The organism is Daejeonella oryzae DSM 19973, assembly GCF_000422945.1.
Lineage (GTDB): Bacteria > Bacteroidota > Bacteroidia > Sphingobacteriales > Sphingobacteriaceae > Daejeonella > Daejeonella oryzae.
Window position 1 is genome coordinate 338,152 of sequence record NZ_AUHA01000003.1, and the last position, 20,069, is coordinate 358,220.

A 20,069-nucleotide genomic window follows, 5' to 3' on the forward strand; every position below is an offset into this window, starting at 1 on the left:
CATTGCGCTGATTTTAGAGTCAGCTACTATTCTGCGACAAGGAAATTAAATTTATTTAACTTTCTTACCGACAGTATTTCTTCCTCCCTGAATCAAAATCAGTTCTTTTACTTTGCCATTATCATCCTTTTTGAACTCGATCTCGGCATCTACAACTTTCAGGAAAAACAGATTTTCTTTTTGAGCAAACAGTTGAGATTTTTGCTGGGAAGTGGGCTGACCAAACAAGGAACCATTCTCTAGAGTAATGGTAATAGAGAATTCCGGACTTAATTCATACACACCGGGATAATTTTTTAAAATATCAGTACTGAGGGAAATCTCTTTTTTTGCCTCTGGCAATTTATAGGGCTTTTCGTAAAGTATCGCTAATCCGTCTTTGGTAATATGTCCGAGATTGGAATTTCCAAAATTATTAAGCATGACGATGAAAATATCGTCTTCTGTAACTCTGGCAACATTAGATGTGAACCCAAATATTCCGCCTCCATGGCTAATTAACCTTTTGCCATAAATACTATCAATTCCCCAGCCGTAGCCGTATTTATTTAAATAAGGAGTATATGCTTTATCAATAGAATTCTTAGAAACTATTTCATTGCTCATTAAGCCTTTATGCCATTTATACAAATCAGCAGTAGTGCTGTAAATTGCACCGGCTGCATACGAGACCGTAGAATCTACAATTGTGGCCGGGATATTTCCATTTTGAGAAATAGAGAAATAGCCTGTTGCTTTATCTTTGTTATTGAAATGAGTGAAATCAAATCCGCTTGAATTCATATTCAGAGGATTAAATATTATTTCGCGGATAGCCTGTTCATAGGGCTTTTTACTCAGCTTTTGAATTATATATCCTAACAGCATGTATCCGGAATTGGAGTAGCTCATTTTGCTCCCCGGTGCAAAATTCAGTGGTTTATTTTTGAATAGCGCAATCATTTTTTCTTCAGTAATAGGTTTTACTGCCTGTGATTGCATAAACACCGGATCATTTGTGTAATTAAATATACCCGATGTATGTGTTAAAAGATGTTCAATGGTAATACTGTCTCCTTTAGGGAAATCAGGGAAATACTTGCTGATCTTATCCTGTACGTTCAATTTTTTCTCTTCCTGTAATTTTAAAATTGCCGCAGCTGTAAACTGCTTGGTTACAGATCCAATCTGGTAAATAGTATTTGCATCATTAGGAATGCTATCGCTGATGCTTTTAAATCCATAGCCCTGATTTAATAATACCTTGCCATTTTGAGCAATTAAAACGGAGCCATTAAACTTATAAAGCTTTGCATAAGCTTCGAATAATTCTTTTAGTTTTTGCTCTTTTTGCTGTGCATACAGCATTGAGGTAAATCCCGTCAGGAATAATAGAATGATCAATTTTTTCATAGCTAAGCTGATTTAAGTATTCTGATCTATATGACTGGTATATTGACAGATATGTTACACTTAAGCAATTTTGGTACTTAAAAGAATTCGGATTTTGTCTCAAAAAAAAAGCTCCGTAAAACGGAGCTTTCAAATAATTTATAAAAGATTAAAAACTATCATTTACAGGCGTGTTACCGGCAAACGTTTCCTTTTTATTCTCCCTGAATTGATCTTTCTTTTCATTAAATTGATCTACCTTTTCAGAGCCGAATTTTTTTGCTTTTTCCATCCATTCCGGTGCTTTATCTTTTATTTCATCTACTAATGAAGTTCCGTCTGGTCTTTTCTTGGTTATATAATTGATGCCTGCAACTACTGCTGCACCAATAAGAAGATTTTTAAATAAGCTCATAATTTCTAATATTTAAGTTGATGTATAGAATTCTAACATCACCTGAGCTAAAAAGTTGAGAAAATTTTTATTTAATCATAAAGTTCAGGATGCAGGAAAAGAAATCATCCATCTGAGGAACTTTATAGAAAGTCGCGGAAAGAGCTAAATGGAAAGGTAAGTATGAGCAAATAAATATAGCAGACTTCAGATTAGAACCGAAGTCTGCAGATTATTTGTTGTAGCCAAAAGAAATCAGGCGTTTATTTTACTTTTTTAACGTTTACAGCGTTTGGTCCTTTTTGACCCTGCTCCACCTCAAAAGTTACTTTGTCATTTTCTTTAACAGGATCAACAAGTCCGTTGATGTGAACAAACACACTTTCCTGAGTTGTGAGGTCTTTAATAAAACCGTAACCTTTAGATTCGTTGAAGAAAGTTATGCTTCCCGTTCTTGGACCTTCTTCTTGTTCCGAAGGATCCTGCTTGGCAATACCTATCTGAATATCTTCAGAATTAAATTTCTTCTTTTTGGTTGGATCCGGAGGAGTTGAAGATATATTGCCATTCTCATCAATATAAGCCATCATGTCTTCCAGACTTTTCCCTTTAACGGCAGATGCTTTACGCTCAAGCGCATTTTCTTTCTTCTCCTGCTGCTTTTTTAGCCTTTTCTTTTCTTTCTCTTTTTTATTAAATGTTTCGGTTGGTCTACCCATAGTTTTTTCAATTTGCGATTTTGCGCACGACAAAGATCGTTATTTTGAATTGAAATCAGGCTGATTTCAAGAAACTTATATAGTGAATTAAGGCAGTCATTTAATTTATTGCGATTTAACTCACATTTTGGTTAAATATGGCAGTACTGATTGATGCTCTGTTTAATTAATCAGCCGTAATAACTACCTTGCACACTTTTTAGAATTAATAAGATATTATGTCCATCATTCAGCATAAATTTAGGGATTACCAGGTTAACCCGGAAACGGAAATTTTAATACTGGGAACATTTACTCCCGAAAATGCCGAAGGACCTGATTTTTTTTATGGCAGAGAGCGAAATTTTTTATGGCATCTGTTGCCCATTTGTTACGGATTGCCGGATTTAAAAGAAGCCCCGCTTGCTGAAAAAAAGGCTTTTATGGAAGAATATAAAGTTGATTTTGCCGACTTTATTCTATCATTGAATGTGCCCGAAGGATCTGAGCAGAATGTGGATGATTCCTTTATTGACAGCCATGTAGATCAATGGAAAAATATCGGAGAAGTAATTGACTCGCTGCCAAAACTAAAGGCGGTTTATTTTACCCGCAAAACGTTTAATGGAATTCCCAATACACGGGCACATCTGGCTCTGATCAGCGATAAATGCAGGGAAAGAAAAATCCGCCTTTGTAAACTGGAAACTCCGGCTAAATTTTTCAGCCCCGAGAAACAGCAGCAATGGATTGATACTATCGTTTTAAAAAATACCTGCCTAAAACCTTAATACAATTATCTGGTTTTACCGGCACGCTAAATTATGCAACAGGTACTTCATTATTTTCTTCATTTTATATTCCCATCGCTGGTTGCTTTTTTCTTTTTCAGAACAGAGTGGTTAAAAATCTACCTTATTTTCTTATTAACTATGCTTGTTGATTTAGATCACCTGCTGGCATCTCCCATTTTTGATTCATGCCGATGCAGTGTTGGTTTCCATCCGCTGCATAGTTATGCGGCAATTGCTGTTTACGTAGTTCTATTGTACTGGCCTGTTACCCGGATCGTAGCTATCGGATTATTAATGCATATGGCCACAGATCAGATTGACTGCTTTTTCAATGCGCTGAAATGTTAAGTTTTGTATCTGAATTATTTAAATTTCAGCGTTGTATTTATTACGATACTCCAGCGGAGACAAACCTGTAAGTCTTTTGAAAATTGTTCTGAATGATTTCACGTCCGAATAGCCTACATCACTCATTATCTCATCAATATTTTTTCTGCTCGTTTCAAAGCTTTTCTTTGCGGCTTCAATTTTTACCCGCTGGATATATTCTGAAACTGTATTGGAAGTAGCTTTTTTAAATCTTCGCTCCAGACTGCGCCTGCCCAATGCAAACAGACCGGATAACTGGTTGACGGTTATTTTTTCCTGAAAATTTTTCTCTATAAATTCCTGTGCTTTCTTCACCTGTTCATCCTGATGATCTCTTTGGCCTGTAAACAGAATAAATGGTGACTGGCTGTTGCGGTTTATTTCTATTGCATAATATTTCGAGCAAAGTATGGCCACCTCACGATTAGTATATTTTTCGATCAGGTAGAGCAGCAGGTTCCAGTAAGAATTGGCTCCTCCGCTTGAATAAATCCCTTGTTCATCGGTAATAACTCTGTCGGATACAAGGTTTACATCCGGAAACATTTTTCTGAAATCATTGGCAGCCAGCCAGTGAGTTGCGCACTTTTTACCTTTTAATAACCCGGTAGATGCCAATATAAAAGAGCCCACACATAGGCTGGCCAACTCTGCTCCGTTTTTATAATGATGGATTATCCAGGGAAGAAAATCCCGGTTTAAACTGATTACACTTTTCATGTCTCCGTTTACGGCAGGAATAATAATCAGATCTGTTTTCTGAACGTCTTCTATAAGCAGATCCGGATACACTTTAAAAAGTCGGTTGTAAACCTGGGGCTCAGGGCTCAGACCAACCAGCTGCAAATGAAACAGGGGCGGTTTTCCCATGCTTTTTAAAAAGTCGTTGGTTTTGTTAAATAAAGTATAAGGACCTTCAATGCAGCTTAATGCTGCGGCGCCTTTTGGCAGAAGCACAGAAATATGTTTCATGAGGTTATATCTACAATAAATAATAAACACTTATAATATGAAAAGACAATCCATAGAAACTGTTGCTTAACCAGTGAAAAAGCTCTCCATGCATTAAAATTAAAATTAAATATTGTCGCAATCAACACCCTAGATTGCCGTATTTACACCCTCTATAATTGCGTGTTCATCTGTAAATTAGATCATCGAATTAAATTCTTTTGATATGGAAACAATTACAGCTGTTAGCAGGATGCACTCTCATATTATTTTATATGATATGCATTCCAGGTATTTGATAAGTGCTCTTGATGGAATCTCTGATTCCGATGCACATCAGCGGTTGAATACAAAAGCGAATCATATTGCCTGGCTTACAGGCAGTTTGGTTCAGGAACGGTATGAGCTTGCAGCTCTGTTTGGAAGCACCTTAAAACAGCAGGCGTTCGATCTTTTTAAGGATCATCAGGGCATTCTGGATAATATAACCTATCCGCCATTGTCGCAATTTAAGGATGACTGGGAAAAGATAAGTCCGGTTTTAAAAGATGCCTTAGTTAATGCCGGTGAAGAAAAGCTTGATAGTTCATTTGAAATGATGCCCGGAATGAAAATGACTTATTTTGAGCTCATTACCTTCACTATTTACAGGGAAGCCAATTGCATCGGACAAATCGCTTTATGGCGACGCTTATTAGGATATCCTGCTATGAAATATATGTAAATAAATATATACTGATTTCCTTATGGATTATGGAAAAGAAAATTTTTCTATGAGTATTAACTCACCTAAACAAAAAGGTTGGGATGTTCTCAGCATACAAGTTATAGAAAATGGACAAGTGATGAATTTGAATAAACCGTACCAAGCTATGTCATTCAAGTATTCTGGTGTTGTAAAGTATGGAGTAGAGGATATGGAAAAGTGATGATGTGAAAAAATGGGCGGGATCAACGGACAATTATCGGCTTCAATGAAAGATGAGATTAGGTCTTTGGTAGTAGAGTTTAAAGATTACTTCTTGGAGACCCGGCCTAAAGCATTAGAACAGGTTAAAGTTTTGTCAGAGCATAACTAAGAATAAAATCGATGGAAACAATCACCACAGCAAAAATTTCAGGGCCAGAAGTTAAAGAAGACACTTCCTCTGTCAAAGTTCAGAAAATCACACCTTTTCTTTGGTTTGATGGCCAAGCAGAAGAAGCTATGAAATTCTACACCTCAATTTTCAAGAATTCAAAAGTTGTGAAAATAAGTCGCTATGGAGAAGCCGGCCCGGGACCTAAGGGCTCGATAATGTCGGCAATTTTCCAGCTTGATGGACAAGAGTTCTATGCGTTAAATGGAGGTCCCATGTTTTCCTTTTCTCCGGCCATATCGTTTTTTGTCAAATGTGAAACCCAGCAGGAGGTTGATGAATTCTGGGAGAAACTTTCTGAAGGTGGTAATGTGCAGCAATGTGGCTGGCTACAGGATAAATTTGGTATTTCTTGGCAAATTATTCCAAATGCTTTAGGAGAAATGTTGAATGACCCGGATCCTGTAAAATCACAAAATGTTATGAATGCCATGCTTAAAATGAAGAAGATTGATATAAAAGGATTAAAAGAGGCATATCTGCAAGGATCATAAAACAAATAGTAATCTTAAAATCGAATTCAAACCATGTTTAAATTCAATCCTGATTTAAGCTTTTAATTTTTATAAGTCGGTTATTTGGCAGCGATTTTATTATGCTTCAACATTCAGGGAATTTCCAGAGACAGTTAGAATTACACCTGAAGAGCAGGAGAAAATTATGCACGTTACTTTACCAATAGAAAAAGAGAATATACTGATCGCAACTCATGCTCTGGAATCAATGGGTTAAAAATTAATTGTGGCGAATAATATCTGCAAATTTAAATAGGCAATGGTTGAAGTTTTTAAAACAAATGTTACTGATCAGCTCAGGGCTAATTTCCTGATCGACCAAATTCACAAAACATTTATAGAGTATGAAGCTAATTTCGACCTGGAAGATTGTGACCGCATTTTGCGGGTAGAATCCAGGGAAGGATTGGTACAATCTTCTTTGGTAATCAGTTTTTTGAATAGCCTGGGATATACTTTAGAAATTTTACCTGACGAGATAAATCATTGGCAAAAGTTTAATAAGCACCTTCAATTATAATAGTCATGTTTAAAAATTCAAAAGCATTTAGTAGTTTTTCTGTAAATGATTTGCAAAAAGCTAAGCAGTTTTACTCAGAAAAACTTGGTTTACAAGTATCCGAAAATGACATGGGTATATTGGAATTGCAGATATCAGGCAGCAATAATATTATCATCTATCCAAAACCGGATCATTCTCCTGCAAGTTTTACCATACTTAATTTTCCAGTAGGAAATATTGAAGAAACGGTTAGCGAATTAGAGAAACTTGGAATCGTTTTCGAAAAGTATAATCTCGCGAATTTTAAAACAGATGAAAGGGGAATTTTAAGGGGAAACGGGCCTCTTATCGCCTGGTTTAAAGATCCGGCTGGAAACATCCTAAGCATAATCGAAGATGCTGAAAAATCATTATGAGGATAATCAACGTTGCAAATGATGATAATCAGTATTTTGAAAGATGCTTTCCGAGTATTTTTGTTGTAAGCGTGTAACAGAAGATGCCCTGCCGGGAACCGGAATTTCTGAATCCTGGGTTGGATTAATGAAATGCGCCAGGTTAAACTCCAATTCATTTTTATGAAAACAATTATTCTGGCAACCGATTTTTCTCCTTCTGCAATGAATGCTGCTAATTATGCAGCTGATATGGCTTTATCTGTAAATGCAGAATTATTGCTGCTTCATATATATCAAACTCCTGTAATTTATTATGAAATACCTGTTGCATTAACCAAGGATAGTCTGCTTGTGGATTCTGAGAATTTCCTACATAAGCTTCGAGAGCAATTAAAGATTAAAACCAATGGAAAATTAAGTGTTCATGCGGAAGTTAGAACAGGAGTATTTTTTCAGGAATTAAAAGAAGTTTGCGAACGTGTTAACCCATATACTGTAATTATGGGAAGTCAGGGCACAACAGCCGCCGATCGCTTAATTTTTGGAAGTCATACTGTATATGCTATGCAGAATTTAACCTGGCCTTTAATTGCTGTACCATCAAATGCCAAATTTTCATCTATAAAAAAAATAGGACTTGCCTGCGATTTTGATAATGTTGTAGACACTATTCCTTTGGATGAAATTAAAAGTATGGTAAATGATTTTAAAGCAGAGTTACATGTGATCAACACCGGGAAGAACAAGGAATACAAACCAGAAATCGTTTTTGAATCAGGCATGCTGCAGGAATTACTTGCTCCTTTAAAACCAGAGTATCATTTGATAACGCATGACAATACGGATGAGGGCATAATGAACTTTGCCGAAAAAAACGATTTTGATCTGCTTATAATCATCCCCAAACGACATACTTTAATGGAAAAACTGGTTCATAAAAGTCATACAAAAAACCTGGTTTTGCATAGTCATGTGCCAGTGATTTCAATTCATCATTAAATTCATTTAATTGTCAGTAAATGAATTCTTATATCCTGAGGTTTAGCGAAATAACTATCGATGATGTTCCCCGGGTTGGAGGTAAAAATGCTTCCTTAGGTGAGATGTATTCGAAGCTTTCTTTAAAGGGTATAGAAGTGCCGAACGGTTTTGCCAGCACAGCCCGGGCATTTGAAGAATTTCTGAAATTTAATTCTCTTCCTTCAAAATTGATCAGGTTGCTGGAGGATTTAGACAGGAAAAACTATTCCAACCTTCGTGAAACCGGTTCTGCTGCGAGGCAACTTTTACTAAACGCCACGCTGCCTGAAGATCTTCAGCTTGCTTTTATTAAGGCTTATAAAGAATTGTGCGGCAATAGCTCTTTAGAAGTTGCGGTACGAAGCAGCGCTACTGCCGAAGATTTGCCGCAGGCAAGTTTTGCCGGTCAGCATGAATCTTATCTCAATATAAAAGGGGAATCAGCTCTGCTTCATGCGGTAAAAAAATGTTATGCTTCTCTTTATACTGACCGGGCAATCAAATATCGCGAGGACAATGGATTCGCACATGAAAAAGTAGCACTATCTGTAGGTGTGCAAACAATGGTTCGTTCTGATAAAGCATCTTCAGGCGTAGGTTTTACACTGGAACCCGAATCGGGTTTCCGGGATATTATTCATTTAAGCGGAGTTTGGGGCCTTGGAGAAAATATAGTTCAGGGTACGGTCACGCCGGATGAATTTTTTGTGTTTAAGCCCACCCTTGTTCAGCATAAAAATGCCATCATTCAGAAAAAACTGGGCGAAAAAACGAAGACCATGGTTTATAGTGAAGATGAAAATAATCCGGTGATTAATATTGATACGCCCCGGGAAAAAAGAGAACAGTTTGTTTTGACTGATGAAGAGGTTGCCCGGCTTGCTAACTGGGCTTTAATTATTGAAGAGCATTATCAAAAACCAATGGATATTGAATGGGCTAAGGATGGCATCAATAATAAATTATACATCATTCAGGCAAGGCCGGAAACGGTTCACTCTCGTAGAAATCCATTGCTGATTAAGGAATATAAATTGTTAAACAAGGGAATTTCACTTGCCAGGGGCGAAGCAATCGGTTCGAAAATAGCAAGTGGTATTGCCAGAATTCTGAAATCTCCCCAGGAATCGGATAAGTTACTTGCAGGAGAAATTTTGGTAACGGATTTAACCAGTCCGGATTGGGATCCGATTTTGAAAAATGCTGCAGCCATTATAACTAACAAAGGCGGAAGAACAAGCCATGCTTCCATAGTTGCCCGGGAATTGGGCGTACCTGCAATAGTGGGCTGCGGCAATGCAACCGAAAATATTGCCGACGGAGAGATGATTACTGTATCATGCTGTGAGGGCAAAACTGGATTTGTTTATCGCGGAGAGGTGCAGTTTGAGGAAACCAAACTGGATTTTTCTAATATTAAAAAACCGGAAATTACACAGGTAATGCTTATAGCAGGTGATCCTGAAAAAGCATTCTCATTATCCTTTTATCCCAATGATGGAGTAGGATTGATGAGGATTGAATTTATTATTACTCATGCCATTCAGATTCATCCGATGGCGTTAATCAACTTTAATGAGCTGAAAGATGAGTCGGTAAAACAAAAAATTCAGGAGATTACTCATTACTATCCTGATAAAGAAAAATTTTTTGTTGATAAACTTGCTGAAGGCGTAGCTACCATCGCTGCAGCTTTTTACCCTAAAGATGTTATTGTAAGAATGAGCGATTTTAAAACCAATGAATATGCAAATCTCATTGGCGGAAAAGATTTCGAACCTCATGAAGAAAACCCAATGATTGGATTTAGAGGCGCATCCAGGTATTACAACGAACTTTACAAGGAAGGTTTTAGGCTGGAGTGTGAAGCCATACGGAAAGTCAGGGAGGAGATGGGCTTAGTAAATGTGAAAGTGATGATTCCTTTCTGCCGCACGCTTGAAGAAGGTGAAAAAGTAATTGCGGTAATGAAAAAATTTGGCCTTGAGCAGGGTCAAAATAATCTTGAAGTATATGTGATGGCAGAAATTCCAAGTAATATAATTCTTGCCGATAAATTCGCAAAAATCTTTGATGGCTTTTCTATCGGTTCAAATGATCTTACACAGCTTACATTGGGCATCGACCGCGATTCGGCAATTATCAGTGATATATTTAATGAACAAAATGAAGCTGTTAAAGAGATGATTGCTTCCATGATTCGGAAAGCCAAAGATGCGAGCGTAAAAATCGGTTTGTGCGGACAGGCTCCCAGCGATTTCCCTGAATATGCTCAGTTTCTGGTTCAGCAGGGCATAAACAGTATCTCATTTAATCCCGATGCTTTATTAAAAGGAATCGAAAATATTAATCTGGCTGAATTTAAATTAAAGATTGTGGGTTAAAGTATTTGTAATTATTCTGATTCTATTTACATCTGAGTTTATGTCTCTATATTAATTCTCAGCAGTATTCTTTTCAGCGCTTGAAATCTTATCTCTGACTTTTGTAATTCTCGATTTTTCAATGGGTCTGCGGCCTAAAATCATCTCAAGATCTTCTTTAAAAATCACTTCCTTTTTAAGTAGCAGTTCAGCCACTTTTTGTAAGGTTTCTCTGTTTAATCTTAACAGCTTCTTGGTTCTTTCATATGCGTCATTAACAAGCTTTCTAACTTCTTCATCAATCAATTTACCAGTTTCTTCGCTATATGGTTTTTGTATTGCTTCATTTCGCTGACCTGTAGAATCATAAAAGCTTACATTGCCTATTTTCTTATTAAAACCATAATATACAACCATCATATATGCTTCTTTGGTAACTTTTTCTAAATCGTCCAATGCTCCAGATGAAACTTCGCCAAAGATGATCTCTTCTGATGCCCTGCCGCCAAGAGTTGCGCATAGATGTTCGGTAAATGCTGATTCACTGCGCAATTGTTTTTCTTCAGGTAAATACCAGGCAGAACCTAATGCTTTGCCCCGTGGAATTATTGAAACTTTTACCAAAGGATCTACACTGCATAGGAGCCAGCTTACTACAGCATGACCGGCCTCATGATAAGCAATAATTTTTTTCTCTTCCACTGAGATGATCTTGCTTTTCTTTTCAAGACCGGCAACTGCCCGGTCAATAGCTTCCAGAAAATCCTGTTTACCTATATTCTCCTTCTTCTTACGGGCTGCAACTAATGCAGATTCATTACAAATATTGGCAATATCAGCTCCGGAAAATCCCGGAGTTTGTGCCGAAAGAAAATGGGTATCAATAGTATCATCCAATATCAGCGTTCGTAAATGAACTTTAAAAATCTCTTCTCTTTCCTTCATATTAGGAAGCTCTAAATAAATATGCCTGTCAAATCTTCCGGGTCTGAGCAGGGCGGGATCAAGCATATCTGCACGATTGGTTGCTGCAAGAACAATAACCCCGCTATTCGTTCCGAATCCATCCATTTCAGTCAGTAATTGGTTGAGGGTGCTTTCTCTTTCATCATTCGCTCCGCTTAAAAACGCTCCTTTTCCACGTGATCTTCCGATGGCATCAATTTCATCTATAAAAACAATACATGGAGCTTTTTCTTTCGCTCTGTTAAATAAATCGCGAACTCTTGAAGCGCCCACACCTACAAACATCTCAACAAATTCAGAACCCGAAATGTTAAAAAATGGAACCTGTGCTTCTCCGGCAACTGCTTTTGCCAGCAAAGTTTTGCCCGTGCCCGGCGGCCCCACTAAAATTACTCCTTTAGGAATTTTTGCTCCAAGTCGCGTAAACGATTCAGGACTTTTAAGAAAATCTACAATTTCTCTTACTTCCATTTCAGCTTCATCCAGGCCTGCCACATCATCAAAAGTTAAGGTGCTCTTCTCTTTATCAATTAATGTTGCTGTTGATTTTCCGAAATTAAATGCAGATGCTCCTCCTCCTAATCCTCCGGATTTTCTAATTAGAAAACTCCATAAAATAATTGTCAAAATAAAAGGAATCAGCCATGCAGAGATATTCCATAACCAATTTGTTTTTTTAATAAAACTGACAGGTATTTTTTCACTTGGGATGAAGTTCTTTTGTGCTTCATCTAGTTTTCTTTCAAAGGATTCGACTGATCCAATTGTTATAGTGTAATGAGGACCTGGATTAGCATTACTGCCAAAAATAGGTTTCATCACTTCTTTAAAATAATGATCATTGGCAAATTCTTTCTTTATGTAAATTTCGGCGATCTCATTATTTATTATTTCTATACGCTCAACAGCTTTTCGATTGAGTATGTGCTGTTCAAATTGCAGCCATGTGATCTCTTTTTTTTCATTTAAATCGGTGAAAAGGTATGGGGAAATTAAAAAAAGTATAAAAAGATAAATCCACCAAAGATTGACAGGCTTCTTGGGCAGGTTATCTCTATATTTTTTTTGACCGGATCTCCTATTACTATTCCTGTTCATCATATAAAGATTATAAGTTATGGGGGCATCTTTAATGATCGGTATCAGTAATATAGCTGATTTGCTGCAATAGCATTGCGATTAAGGTGATCAGCAATTTCAATGACTGAAATCATTTATAATTAATGTAAAAACAATCAATTTTATTTGGATGATTGTAAAATGAGTTATGTGGAAGTTTTGCGTATTAATTCTCCTGAGCAGCATCTCATTAACTGGATGTAATGGCCTGAATGACAAGAAAGATTTAATTGGAGGGGATCAAAACTTTGTTTCCTTTCAGGCAAAGCAACAGCAGGCTTTAAAAAACAAAAACGGACAACCTAGCCAAAAACCAACAATAGAAACCTTTAATTTTCGATATGCTGCCAAGAAAGCTACACCCGGGGTTGTTCATATAAAATCTGTTTTTACGTATAACGCTGAGCAAGAAATTCCCGACTTTTTTAAAGATTTCTTTGGAAGTGATGAGTATTTACGAAGATATTTTTCTCCGGAAAATCGCATACCTAATAAGCAAATGGGCAGTGCATCAGGGGTAATTGTAAGTTCTGATGGATATATTGTAACTAATAATCATGTAGTGAATGATTCGGAAAGCATAGAAATTGTATTGCATGATCAGCGCAATTATAAAGCGAAAATTATTGGAACAGACCCTTCAACAGATTTAGCACTACTCAAAATCAGCGAAAGAAATTTAGATTTTATTGAATTTGGTAATTCAGACTCAGTGGAGGTTGGTGATGTGGTTTTAGCTGTTGGAAATCCATTCAACCTGGCTTCTACTGTTACTGCAGGTATTGTTAGCGCCAAAGCCAGAAATATAAATATACTTACTGATCAGTCGGCAGTTGAGTCTTATATTCAAACTGATGCAGCTGTGAATCGTGGTAATAGCGGAGGGGCATTAGTGGATATATATGGAAAATTAGTAGGTATAAATGCAGCTATTGCTACGCCAACAGGATCTTACGCAGGCTATTCCTTTGCTATTCCTGTAGAAATTGTGAAGAAAACTATAGATGATTTAATGAAATATGGCAGGGTAATGCGTGGATATCTTGGAATTATTATTAGCGATTTAGACGGTGAAAAAGCCGCCGTTATGGGATTAAAAATCACTAAAGGTGTAATTGTTGAAAACTTATATAAAAACAGTGCCGCCCTTCAAGCAGGAGTTCAAAAAAATGATGTCATAATAAAAATTGATAATCGACCTGTTGAAACATCTCCACAATTGCGAGAAATTATTGCTAGACACCGCCCCGGGGACAAGTTACAACTAACTCTTATAAGGGAAGGAAAAGAGAAGATTATACCAATAATATTAAAATCTGAAGCAGAATCAATTTCCAGCATTGATACAAAGAGCGCAATATTAAATAAGCTTGGAATTGAGATTCAGAATATTTCTGAAAGAGAAAAAAGTGAATTAGAACTTTCCGGAGGTGTAAAAGTTGTACATATCAGTAAAGGTGTTATTCAGAAATATACTAATATTAAGCAAGGATTTATCATCATAAGAGTTAATGGTAAAAAGGTGGCGAATGAAGCTGAATTTACTGCTATGCTTGAAAATAAGAAAGGTGGCATTTTGATAGAAGGAATCTATCCAGGATTCTCAGGTGCATATTATTACGCCTTCAGCTTATAGTTGAAAAATAATATCGATAAATTAAGCTAGAAATTAATATCCCAATTATAAAAGAGCTATTAAAATTAATTAATCTATGATGTTATAAAGTTTATAATTAATCGGATCACATCGAAATTTTTAATATTAGTACCTTGTAATTAATAACATTCTCCCAAAATCTTTAAGCTGATTATTTTCTGTAAAATAAACCTGACCGTTTTTTTGTAAAACCAGTTCAATCAACTCATCAACTGCATCATCCAAAACCTTATGCGGAGTTTCCGGCTGATCCAGATACAGAAGATATTCATCAGTATCAACATATCCGGGACAGCGGTAATCTTTTTCTACCAGAAGTTTAAAAGCCTTTCCTTCCTGTGCTGATTGCCAGATATCCTGAATGCCACTGACGCCCATTTCTTCACCGATTTTTTCGGAATATTCTTTTATTAATAATTCTTTTTCCTGATCCAGATGCTCACGCATTACGGGCCAAACAATATCACTGAGCTCTTTGGGATTTGAATAATTATAGCTCCCCTGTATTTTATTGATTATATTCTGACTGTGTTTGGTTATTTTTTCAAACCAGGCCAGTTCTTTTTCAACGCCCATTAATATCAGGGCTTTATCAGGTTTGAGATACTCCGTCAATAATTCATCAGCAGATTTGAAAAAATCTTTAAATCTGATACTTTCCAGTTCTCCTTTATCTTTCTCAAAACTTTTTAATTGAGCCTGTCCGGCAAAAGAAGTTCCCCGGCTTGGGGTACTATAATCATATTCTTCTACATACTCTTTTGGGAAATTCTGATCTTCAATCTCATTTAATTCATCCCAAGAGCCTTCAAATAGTTTCAACCCCTTTTCGCTAAGCAACAAAACCATGTATGATTGCTCATAACTAGAATAATATAGGAGTTCCCTCATTTCAAATTTATGTGCAACCATAATTTTCTCTTCTACCGGAAAGGGAAAATGTACCGCACGATTGATTTTGGGAGAAACATATATTCCCAATCCTTCTAAATTTTTTGTAAAATCGATGCTTTCAAATAAATCATCCAATGACTGTTGTAACTGTTTTATATCTGAATTTTTAAACTTCGACGTCAATAAATCTTTAGCTTTCTTAATTGCTTTTTCCACTTCTAATTGATCTGCTCTTCTTTCGGGTGATAGCCGGTGAGTAGGAACAATAACTGACACACAAATACTTCCTTTTTCTTTTTGCATGGCCGGCAATTCGATGGATTCAGTTTTCATAATAAAATCCTTTATAATTATAAAACATGATTAAAGATAAAACCGCAATTTTTAATGATGAATGATAGCGCTCAAGTACAAGCATGATTGCTATCACAGGTAAGAAAAATAAAATATGCGGATGAATTAAATTCTGATTTTGAAATCACACCGGTTCTTATTTTAAATGAATTCAACTGCTTTGATTAGCATCATATATTCAGCTAATAACAATCATTGATACTGGTAAATGGAGTAGATAGCTTTAAAAAATCATTTAAAAGCTTTAGTATGGTACAGGCACTTTCTTTTAACGATCATGTAGCCGAATACGAAGAATGGTTTACGAAATATCCTTATGTATTTCAAAGTGAAGTTCAGGCCGTTTTGGATTTTGTGCCTGGCGGCGATAACCTCCGTGGTATTGAAGTGGCTTTGGGTACAGGACGATTTGCTAAAGAATTAGGAATTAAAGAAGGAGTGGAGACTACTCCCAAGATGCGGGTTTTAGCTGTCAAAAAAGGAATAGAAGTATTGCCGGCTTCAGCAGAACACCTTCCTTATAAGGATATGCAATTTGATTTTGTGCTGATGATATTCTGCATCAGTTATTTTGAAAATCTTTCTGCTGCCTTTAAAGAAGCTAAACGGGTTTTAAAAAATGGTAGTTCCTTAATTGTTGGTTTTATAGATAAAGACAGTCTGATTGGTAAATATTATGAAAAGCGTAAATCTGAAAGTATATTTTACAAAAAAGCTAATTTTTACAGCCCAAACAGAGTGATTTCTGAATTGAAAAAACTCGGATTTAAAAGTCTTGAAACTTCCCAAACACTTTTTAATGCATTGGATGATATTAAAGAAGTAGAAACCGCAAAACCTGGTTATGGTGAAGGTTCATTTGTTCTAATTAAAGCTATCAGAAGTTAATTTAATAGTTATCAGCAGGCAAGGTTCCTCTGTAAATCATAATCTTCATATAAAAAATCAATTAATATGGCCACAAATATTGCACAGTATTATTCAGAGGAAATGGTTGATTGGAATGATGCAATAACTTTTTATGAAGAGGAAATTGACGATCTTCAAAATAAGCTGCTTGATGTAATCAGGCGCAATAGTATAGTTGATATAGCGAAGAAAGTAGGAGATCACCAGATTTTACTAAATCAGGTGGCCGAAAGATTCCGAAAGTTACAATACCGAATTGAGCAGCAGGAATCTGAATTAAAAATAGACAGCAGCCTGGTGGATAATATTCTTATAAACAATACTATAGAAACTACCCAGGCTGAATTGCGGCGTGAGATGTATACCATTGAAAAGGAATACATTGATGTGAAATTTGACTGCTATCATTTTTTATCAGAGACCTTGAAGAAATAAAATGAATTATGAAAAAGTCATTAGAAATAGGTACATCATCTGTTACGCCTAATTTGAGTGATTATGAATTTTTAAAGAATTCTTTTAATTGGGATCGTGAATGGCAGTTAATGAATGGTCATGCTGAAAAAACAGGCTGCAATATTGCCTATCAAGCTATTGAACGCCATGCCAATGGGGAAATTAAAGACCAGGTAGCAATTCGCTGTATACAGAAAGATAAAACTTCAAAGGATTTTAGTTACCTGGAACTTCAAAACCTGAGTTCCAGATTTGCAAATGTGTTAATCAATCTCGGAATTAAAAAAGGCGAAAGGGTGTTTTCTTTGACAGGTCGAATTCCTGAATTATATATTTCTGCATTAGGAACTTTAAAAACAACAGCAGTATTTTGCCCGCTCTATTCCGTGTTTGGTCCTGAACCCATATTTCAGCGTTTATTTAAAGGAGATGCTAAGGTGCTGATTACAACAAAAATTTTGTTCGAGAAAAAAGTAAAAGAACTCCTTGCCAGGCTTCCATCTATTCAATTCATTTTATTAACAGACGAAAATAGGGATTTAGATAACAAAGTATTGTCACTTACCCGACTCATGCAAGCAGCTGATGATACATTTGTCATTCCACCTACACGGAGGGAAGATCCTGCGTTACTTCATTTTACCAGTGGTACAACGGGTATGCCCAAAGGGGCATTACACGTGCACGGTGCCGCATTAATGCATTATATTACCGGAAAGTATGTTTTAGATTTACATCAGGGAGATATATTCTGGTGTACGGCCGATCCCGGCTGGGTAACAGGTACTTCTTACGGAATTTTAGCTCCGCTAATAAATGGAGTTACCAATATTGTAGATGAAGAAGAATTTGATGCCTTAAGGTGGTATTCAATTCTTGAAGAACAGAAAGTTACTGTTTGGTACACTGCCCCTACAGCTATCCGCAGATTAATGCGGATTGACTTTCAACCTACAGAAAAGTATAATCTTGAGCACTTGCGCTTAATCTGCAGCGTTGGTGAACCTTTGCATGCTGATGCTGTATTATGGGGACAAAAAACCTTTGGATTTCCTATTCTGGATAACTGGTGGCAAACAGAAACCGGGGGAATTATGATTGCTAATTATCCATCCATGAAAGTGAAACCCGGAAGTATGGGAAAACCTTTGCCTGGAGTGGAAGCTGCAATTGCTGAAATTACTGAGCATGATATCAGGTTGATAACCGAGCCTGGACAACAAGGGCATCTGGTTCTAAAAAAAGGCTGGCCTTCCATGTTTTGTGGATACCTGCATGATGAGGAACGCTATAAAAAATGCTTTCGTGATAACTGGTACTTAAGCGGTGATTTAGCCCGCAAAGATGAAGATGGTTACTTCTGGTTTGTGGGAAGAGCAGATGATATCATAAAAACTTCGGGACACATGGTTGGACCTTTTGAGGTCGAAAGTGTATTAATGTCACATCCGGCAGTAGCCGAAGCGGCTGTAATTGGCAAACCTGATTCCATGATTGGAGAACTGGTTAAAGCATTTGTGGTTTTGAAAACCGGATTTCCTGCTGATGATAAACTGAAGCTCGATATTATCGGCTTTGCCAGAAAAAAATCAGGACCTGCTGTTGCTCCCAAACAACTCGACTTTGTGACCGAATTACCCAAAACTAAAAGCGGGAAAATTTTGCGCAGATTGCTAAAAGCAAGAGAATTGGGATTGCCGGAAGGAGATTTATCCACGTTGGAACAAACATGATTGTGATGGATCAGGAAACTGAAATACAAATTTTAACGGCATCTGACCGTGATCGCGGGCTTCAGCTTCTTTATCAGATGAAACTGATCAGAAGGTTTGAGGAAAAGAGCGCAGAGTTGTACAGCAAAGAAAAAATACGTGGCTTTCTGCATTTGTATGTAGGAGAAGAAGCCGTAGCGGTTGGTGTAATTCAGAATTTGACTGCCGATGATAATTTGCTTAGTACTTACCGTGAACACGGTCATGCACTTGCTCGTGGTATTAATCCCGGATCTATTATGGCAGAAATGTACGGCAAAGTGCAGGGTTGCAGTCGTGGCCGGGGCGGATCTATGCATTTATTTGATGCCGCAACAAAATTTTATGGCGGAAATGCAATTGTTGCGGGTCATTTAGCAATGGCTGTTGGTATGGCTCTGGCATCCAAAAAACAAAAGAAAAATAATATTACCTGTTGTTTTTTTGGGGAAGGAGCTGCCGCAGAAGGAGAATTTCATGAAGCAATGAATCTTGCTGCATTGTGGAGTGTGCCGGTATTATTTGTTTGCGAAAATAATCTGTATGCGATGGGTACCGCTATCCGCTATTCACATTCGGTAGTTGAAATAGAAAAAAAAGGTCCTGCTTATGGAATCGAAACCGAAGCAGTTGATGGAATGAATGTCTTATCGGTTCAAAAAGCTGCAAAATTAGCAATTGAAAAAGTGAGAACCGCCGGCAAACCTTTTCTGTTGGTTTGCAATACTTACCGTTTTAGGGCTCATTCCATGTTTGACGCAGAACTTTATCGTGATAAAAGTGAAGTGGAAGAATGGAAAAAAAAGGATCCGATTTCCCAGCTTCAAAATCTGATGTCCAACCAGGATATTATTTCATTGAAAGATATAGACGAAATAAATGAAAAAATAGAATCAGAGGTACTAAAAGCTGTTGAGTTTGCGGAAAAAGGAACCTGGGAGCCTGTAGAAGATCTAAAAAAATTTGTTTACAGTGAAGCAAGAATCTGAAAAATTATGGAGATGTCCTAAATTTAGCCGCCAGTTCCACCGAAATGGACAAACCAATTCTTGTAGGATTTTCGCACTAGAACAACATTTTCATAATAAGCCTACGGGCAAAATATTATTTGAAGAATTTAAAAGTGCAGTAAATAAGAGTTTGGTTTCTTTTAAAATAGAATCGCTCAAATGTTGCATTCACTTAGTTAATGTGAACACATTTGCGGCTGTCAAAGTTTTTCGGAATAAAATCAGAGTTGACTTTAGTTTAAGCCGTCTAATTGAAAATAAACGAATTAAAAAGTCTATTCAGATGTCTGCTCACCGCTATCTCTATCATGTGGATATTTTTGAAGCAGAGGAAATTGATAAAGAGCTGATGGGTTGGATAGGGGAAGCCTATTCTAAATTTAATTTAAAAGCAGGATAGGCATTCTGTACAAATATATAAGTTCAGTTTAAAAAGTAA

General features: G+C 36.7%; 21 protein-coding genes. 15 read left to right on the top strand and 6 right to left on the bottom strand.

Annotation, left to right across the window (positions count from 1 at the left end):
* Window positions 1-51 precede the first annotated feature (51 nt).
* From G521_RS16850 to G521_RS0109020, 3 genes are all read right to left on the bottom strand, one after another.
* On the bottom strand, window positions 52-1,392 hold the full coding sequence (locus G521_RS16850) for a serine hydrolase (protein WP_051189631.1): 1,341 nt from the start codon (window positions 1,390-1,392) through the stop codon (window positions 52-54).
* 148 nt (window positions 1,393-1,540) lie between these two features.
* Window positions 1,541-1,786 carry a YtxH domain-containing protein gene (locus tag G521_RS18255; RefSeq protein ID WP_036678797.1) on the bottom strand — a complete coding sequence of 82 codons (246 nt, stop codon included), beginning with the start codon at window positions 1,784-1,786 and terminating at the stop codon, window positions 1,541-1,543.
* A 242-nt stretch (window positions 1,787-2,028) separates the two neighbouring features.
* The gene (locus G521_RS0109020) at window positions 2,029-2,484 is read right to left on the bottom strand and encodes a cold-shock protein (RefSeq protein WP_026898239.1); all 456 of its coding nucleotides are present in this window, start codon (window positions 2,482-2,484) and stop codon (window positions 2,029-2,031) included.
* A 218-nt stretch (window positions 2,485-2,702) separates the two neighbouring features.
* Here G521_RS0109020 and G521_RS0109025 point away from each other — a divergent pair, with 218 nt between their 5' ends.
* Together G521_RS0109025 and G521_RS0109030 are read left to right on the top strand one after the other, a co-directional pair.
* A complete protein-coding gene (locus G521_RS0109025; protein WP_026898240.1) occupies window positions 2,703-3,254 on the top strand; it encodes a uracil-DNA glycosylase family protein in 552 nt (183 codons plus the stop codon).
* Between the two features lie 33 nt (window positions 3,255-3,287).
* Window positions 3,288-3,605: a DUF6122 family protein gene (locus G521_RS0109030; protein ID WP_036678800.1), complete on the top strand. Its 318-nt coding sequence runs from the start codon at window positions 3,288-3,290 to the stop codon at window positions 3,603-3,605.
* 18 nt (window positions 3,606-3,623) lie between these two features.
* On the opposite strand, the gene G521_RS0109035 is transcribed toward G521_RS0109030, so the two are convergent.
* Complete coding sequence (locus G521_RS0109035) at window positions 3,624-4,598, bottom strand: GlxA family transcriptional regulator (protein ID WP_026898242.1); 975 nt, start codon at window positions 4,596-4,598, stop codon at window positions 3,624-3,626.
* A gap of 205 nt (window positions 4,599-4,803) precedes the next feature.
* Here G521_RS0109035 and G521_RS0109040 point away from each other — a divergent pair, with 205 nt between their 5' ends.
* The 7 genes from G521_RS0109040 to ppsA all read left to right on the top strand — a co-directional run bounded on the left by G521_RS0109040 (window position 4,804) and on the right by ppsA (window position 10,535).
* Window positions 4,804-5,301 (top strand): hypothetical protein, encoded by a 498-nt coding sequence (locus G521_RS0109040; protein ID WP_026898243.1) that lies wholly within the window; start codon window positions 4,804-4,806, stop codon window positions 5,299-5,301.
* Between the two features lie 22 nt (window positions 5,302-5,323).
* Window positions 5,324-5,506, top strand: a complete 183-nt coding sequence (locus G521_RS0109045) for a hypothetical protein (protein ID WP_026898244.1) — start codon at window positions 5,324-5,326, stop codon at window positions 5,504-5,506.
* 161 nt (window positions 5,507-5,667) lie between these two features.
* Window positions 5,668-6,210 carry a VOC family protein gene (locus G521_RS0109050; RefSeq protein WP_081675045.1) on the top strand — a complete coding sequence of 181 codons (543 nt, stop codon included), beginning with the start codon at window positions 5,668-5,670 and terminating at the stop codon, window positions 6,208-6,210.
* Between the two features lie 280 nt (window positions 6,211-6,490).
* On the top strand, window positions 6,491-6,751 hold the full coding sequence (locus G521_RS0109055) for a hypothetical protein (protein WP_026898246.1): 261 nt from the start codon (window positions 6,491-6,493) through the stop codon (window positions 6,749-6,751).
* Window positions 6,752-6,756: 5 nt separating this feature from the next.
* On the top strand, window positions 6,757-7,149 hold the full coding sequence (locus G521_RS0109060; protein ID WP_026898247.1) for a VOC family protein: 393 nt from the start codon (window positions 6,757-6,759) through the stop codon (window positions 7,147-7,149).
* A gap of 162 nt (window positions 7,150-7,311) precedes the next feature.
* Window positions 7,312-8,130: a universal stress protein gene (locus G521_RS0109070; RefSeq protein ID WP_026898248.1), complete on the top strand. Its 819-nt coding sequence runs from the start codon at window positions 7,312-7,314 to the stop codon at window positions 8,128-8,130.
* A 20-nt stretch (window positions 8,131-8,150) separates the two neighbouring features.
* A complete protein-coding gene (gene ppsA, locus G521_RS0109075) occupies window positions 8,151-10,535 on the top strand; it encodes a phosphoenolpyruvate synthase (RefSeq protein WP_026898249.1) in 2,385 nt (794 codons plus the stop codon).
* 51 nt (window positions 10,536-10,586) lie between these two features.
* Here ppsA and ftsH read toward each other — a convergent pair whose 3' ends face one another.
* Window positions 10,587-12,581, bottom strand: coding sequence for an ATP-dependent zinc metalloprotease FtsH (gene ftsH, locus G521_RS0109080; protein ID WP_220096058.1), 1,995 nt, complete (start codon window positions 12,579-12,581; stop codon window positions 10,587-10,589).
* Between the two features lie 166 nt (window positions 12,582-12,747).
* Between ftsH and G521_RS0109085 the strand changes: the two genes are divergently transcribed.
* Complete coding sequence (locus tag G521_RS0109085; protein WP_026898251.1) at window positions 12,748-14,235, top strand: Do family serine endopeptidase; 1,488 nt, start codon at window positions 12,748-12,750, stop codon at window positions 14,233-14,235.
* 126 nt (window positions 14,236-14,361) lie between these two features.
* Here the strand turns inward: G521_RS0109085 and G521_RS0109090 are convergent, their stop codons facing one another.
* Entirely contained in the window at window positions 14,362-15,483 is a 1,122-nt protein-coding gene (locus tag G521_RS0109090; RefSeq protein WP_026898252.1) for a baeRF3 domain-containing protein, read from the bottom strand.
* Window positions 15,484-15,753: 270 nt separating this feature from the next.
* Between G521_RS0109090 and G521_RS0109105 the strand changes: the two genes are divergently transcribed.
* The 5 genes from G521_RS0109105 to G521_RS0109125 all read left to right on the top strand — a co-directional run bounded on the left by G521_RS0109105 (window position 15,754) and on the right by G521_RS0109125 (window position 20,030).
* Window positions 15,754-16,392, top strand: coding sequence for a class I SAM-dependent methyltransferase (locus G521_RS0109105; RefSeq protein ID WP_026898253.1), 639 nt, complete (start codon window positions 15,754-15,756; stop codon window positions 16,390-16,392).
* A 66-nt stretch (window positions 16,393-16,458) separates the two neighbouring features.
* Window positions 16,459-16,848 (top strand): hypothetical protein, encoded by a 390-nt coding sequence (locus tag G521_RS0109110; RefSeq protein WP_026898254.1) that lies wholly within the window; start codon window positions 16,459-16,461, stop codon window positions 16,846-16,848.
* 8 nt (window positions 16,849-16,856) lie between these two features.
* Window positions 16,857-18,602, top strand: coding sequence for an acetate--CoA ligase (acsA, locus tag G521_RS0109115; RefSeq protein WP_026898255.1), 1,746 nt, complete (start codon window positions 16,857-16,859; stop codon window positions 18,600-18,602).
* A gap of 5 nt (window positions 18,603-18,607) precedes the next feature.
* Window positions 18,608-19,609, top strand: coding sequence for a pyruvate dehydrogenase (acetyl-transferring) E1 component subunit alpha (pdhA, locus tag G521_RS0109120; protein WP_036678964.1), 1,002 nt, complete (start codon window positions 18,608-18,610; stop codon window positions 19,607-19,609).
* Window positions 19,593-20,030 carry a DUF5655 domain-containing protein gene (locus G521_RS0109125; RefSeq protein WP_026898257.1) on the top strand — a complete coding sequence of 146 codons (438 nt, stop codon included), beginning with the start codon at window positions 19,593-19,595 and terminating at the stop codon, window positions 20,028-20,030. The genes pdhA and G521_RS0109125 overlap by 17 nt, the downstream gene beginning before the upstream one ends.
* Window positions 20,031-20,069: the final 39 nt, after the last annotated feature.

What these genes read in the sequence shown, in the direction of transcription:
- G521_RS0109025 (WP_026898240.1), top strand. Translation starts at nt 2,703, where the DNA reads ATGTCCATCATTCAGCATAAATTTAGGGATTACCAGGTTAACCCGGAA.
- G521_RS0109020 (WP_026898239.1), bottom strand. Translation starts at nt 2,484, where the DNA reads ATGGGTAGACCAACCGAAACATTTAATAAAAAAGAGAAAGAAAAGAAA.
- G521_RS0109050 (WP_081675045.1), top strand. Translation starts at nt 5,668, where the DNA reads ATGGAAACAATCACCACAGCAAAAATTTCAGGGCCAGAAGTTAAAGAA.
- G521_RS0109060 (WP_026898247.1), top strand. Translation starts at nt 6,757, where the DNA reads ATGTTTAAAAATTCAAAAGCATTTAGTAGTTTTTCTGTAAATGATTTG.
- acsA (WP_026898255.1), top strand. Translation starts at nt 16,857, where the DNA reads ATGAAAAAGTCATTAGAAATAGGTACATCATCTGTTACGCCTAATTTG.
- G521_RS0109070 (WP_026898248.1), top strand. Translation starts at nt 7,312, where the DNA reads ATGAAAACAATTATTCTGGCAACCGATTTTTCTCCTTCTGCAATGAAT.
- G521_RS0109045 (WP_026898244.1), top strand. Translation starts at nt 5,324, where the DNA reads ATGGATTATGGAAAAGAAAATTTTTCTATGAGTATTAACTCACCTAAA.
- ftsH (WP_220096058.1), bottom strand. Translation starts at nt 12,581, where the DNA reads ATGATGAACAGGAATAGTAATAGGAGATCCGGTCAAAAAAAATATAGA.
- G521_RS0109035 (WP_026898242.1), bottom strand. Translation starts at nt 4,598, where the DNA reads ATGAAACATATTTCTGTGCTTCTGCCAAAAGGCGCCGCAGCATTAAGC.
- G521_RS0109105 (WP_026898253.1), top strand. Translation starts at nt 15,754, where the DNA reads ATGGTACAGGCACTTTCTTTTAACGATCATGTAGCCGAATACGAAGAA.
- G521_RS0109085 (WP_026898251.1), top strand. Translation starts at nt 12,748, where the DNA reads ATGTGGAAGTTTTGCGTATTAATTCTCCTGAGCAGCATCTCATTAACT.
- G521_RS0109030 (WP_036678800.1), top strand. Translation starts at nt 3,288, where the DNA reads ATGCAACAGGTACTTCATTATTTTCTTCATTTTATATTCCCATCGCTG.
- G521_RS18255 (WP_036678797.1), bottom strand. Translation starts at nt 1,786, where the DNA reads ATGAGCTTATTTAAAAATCTTCTTATTGGTGCAGCAGTAGTTGCAGGC.
- G521_RS0109110 (WP_026898254.1), top strand. Translation starts at nt 16,459, where the DNA reads ATGGCCACAAATATTGCACAGTATTATTCAGAGGAAATGGTTGATTGG.
- ppsA (WP_026898249.1), top strand. Translation starts at nt 8,151, where the DNA reads ATGAATTCTTATATCCTGAGGTTTAGCGAAATAACTATCGATGATGTT.
- G521_RS0109055 (WP_026898246.1), top strand. Translation starts at nt 6,491, where the DNA reads ATGGTTGAAGTTTTTAAAACAAATGTTACTGATCAGCTCAGGGCTAAT.
- G521_RS16850 (WP_051189631.1), bottom strand. Translation starts at nt 1,392, where the DNA reads ATGAAAAAATTGATCATTCTATTATTCCTGACGGGATTTACCTCAATG.
- pdhA (WP_036678964.1), top strand. Translation starts at nt 18,608, where the DNA reads ATGGATCAGGAAACTGAAATACAAATTTTAACGGCATCTGACCGTGAT.
- G521_RS0109090 (WP_026898252.1), bottom strand. Translation starts at nt 15,483, where the DNA reads ATGAAAACTGAATCCATCGAATTGCCGGCCATGCAAAAAGAAAAAGGA.
- G521_RS0109040 (WP_026898243.1), top strand. Translation starts at nt 4,804, where the DNA reads ATGGAAACAATTACAGCTGTTAGCAGGATGCACTCTCATATTATTTTA.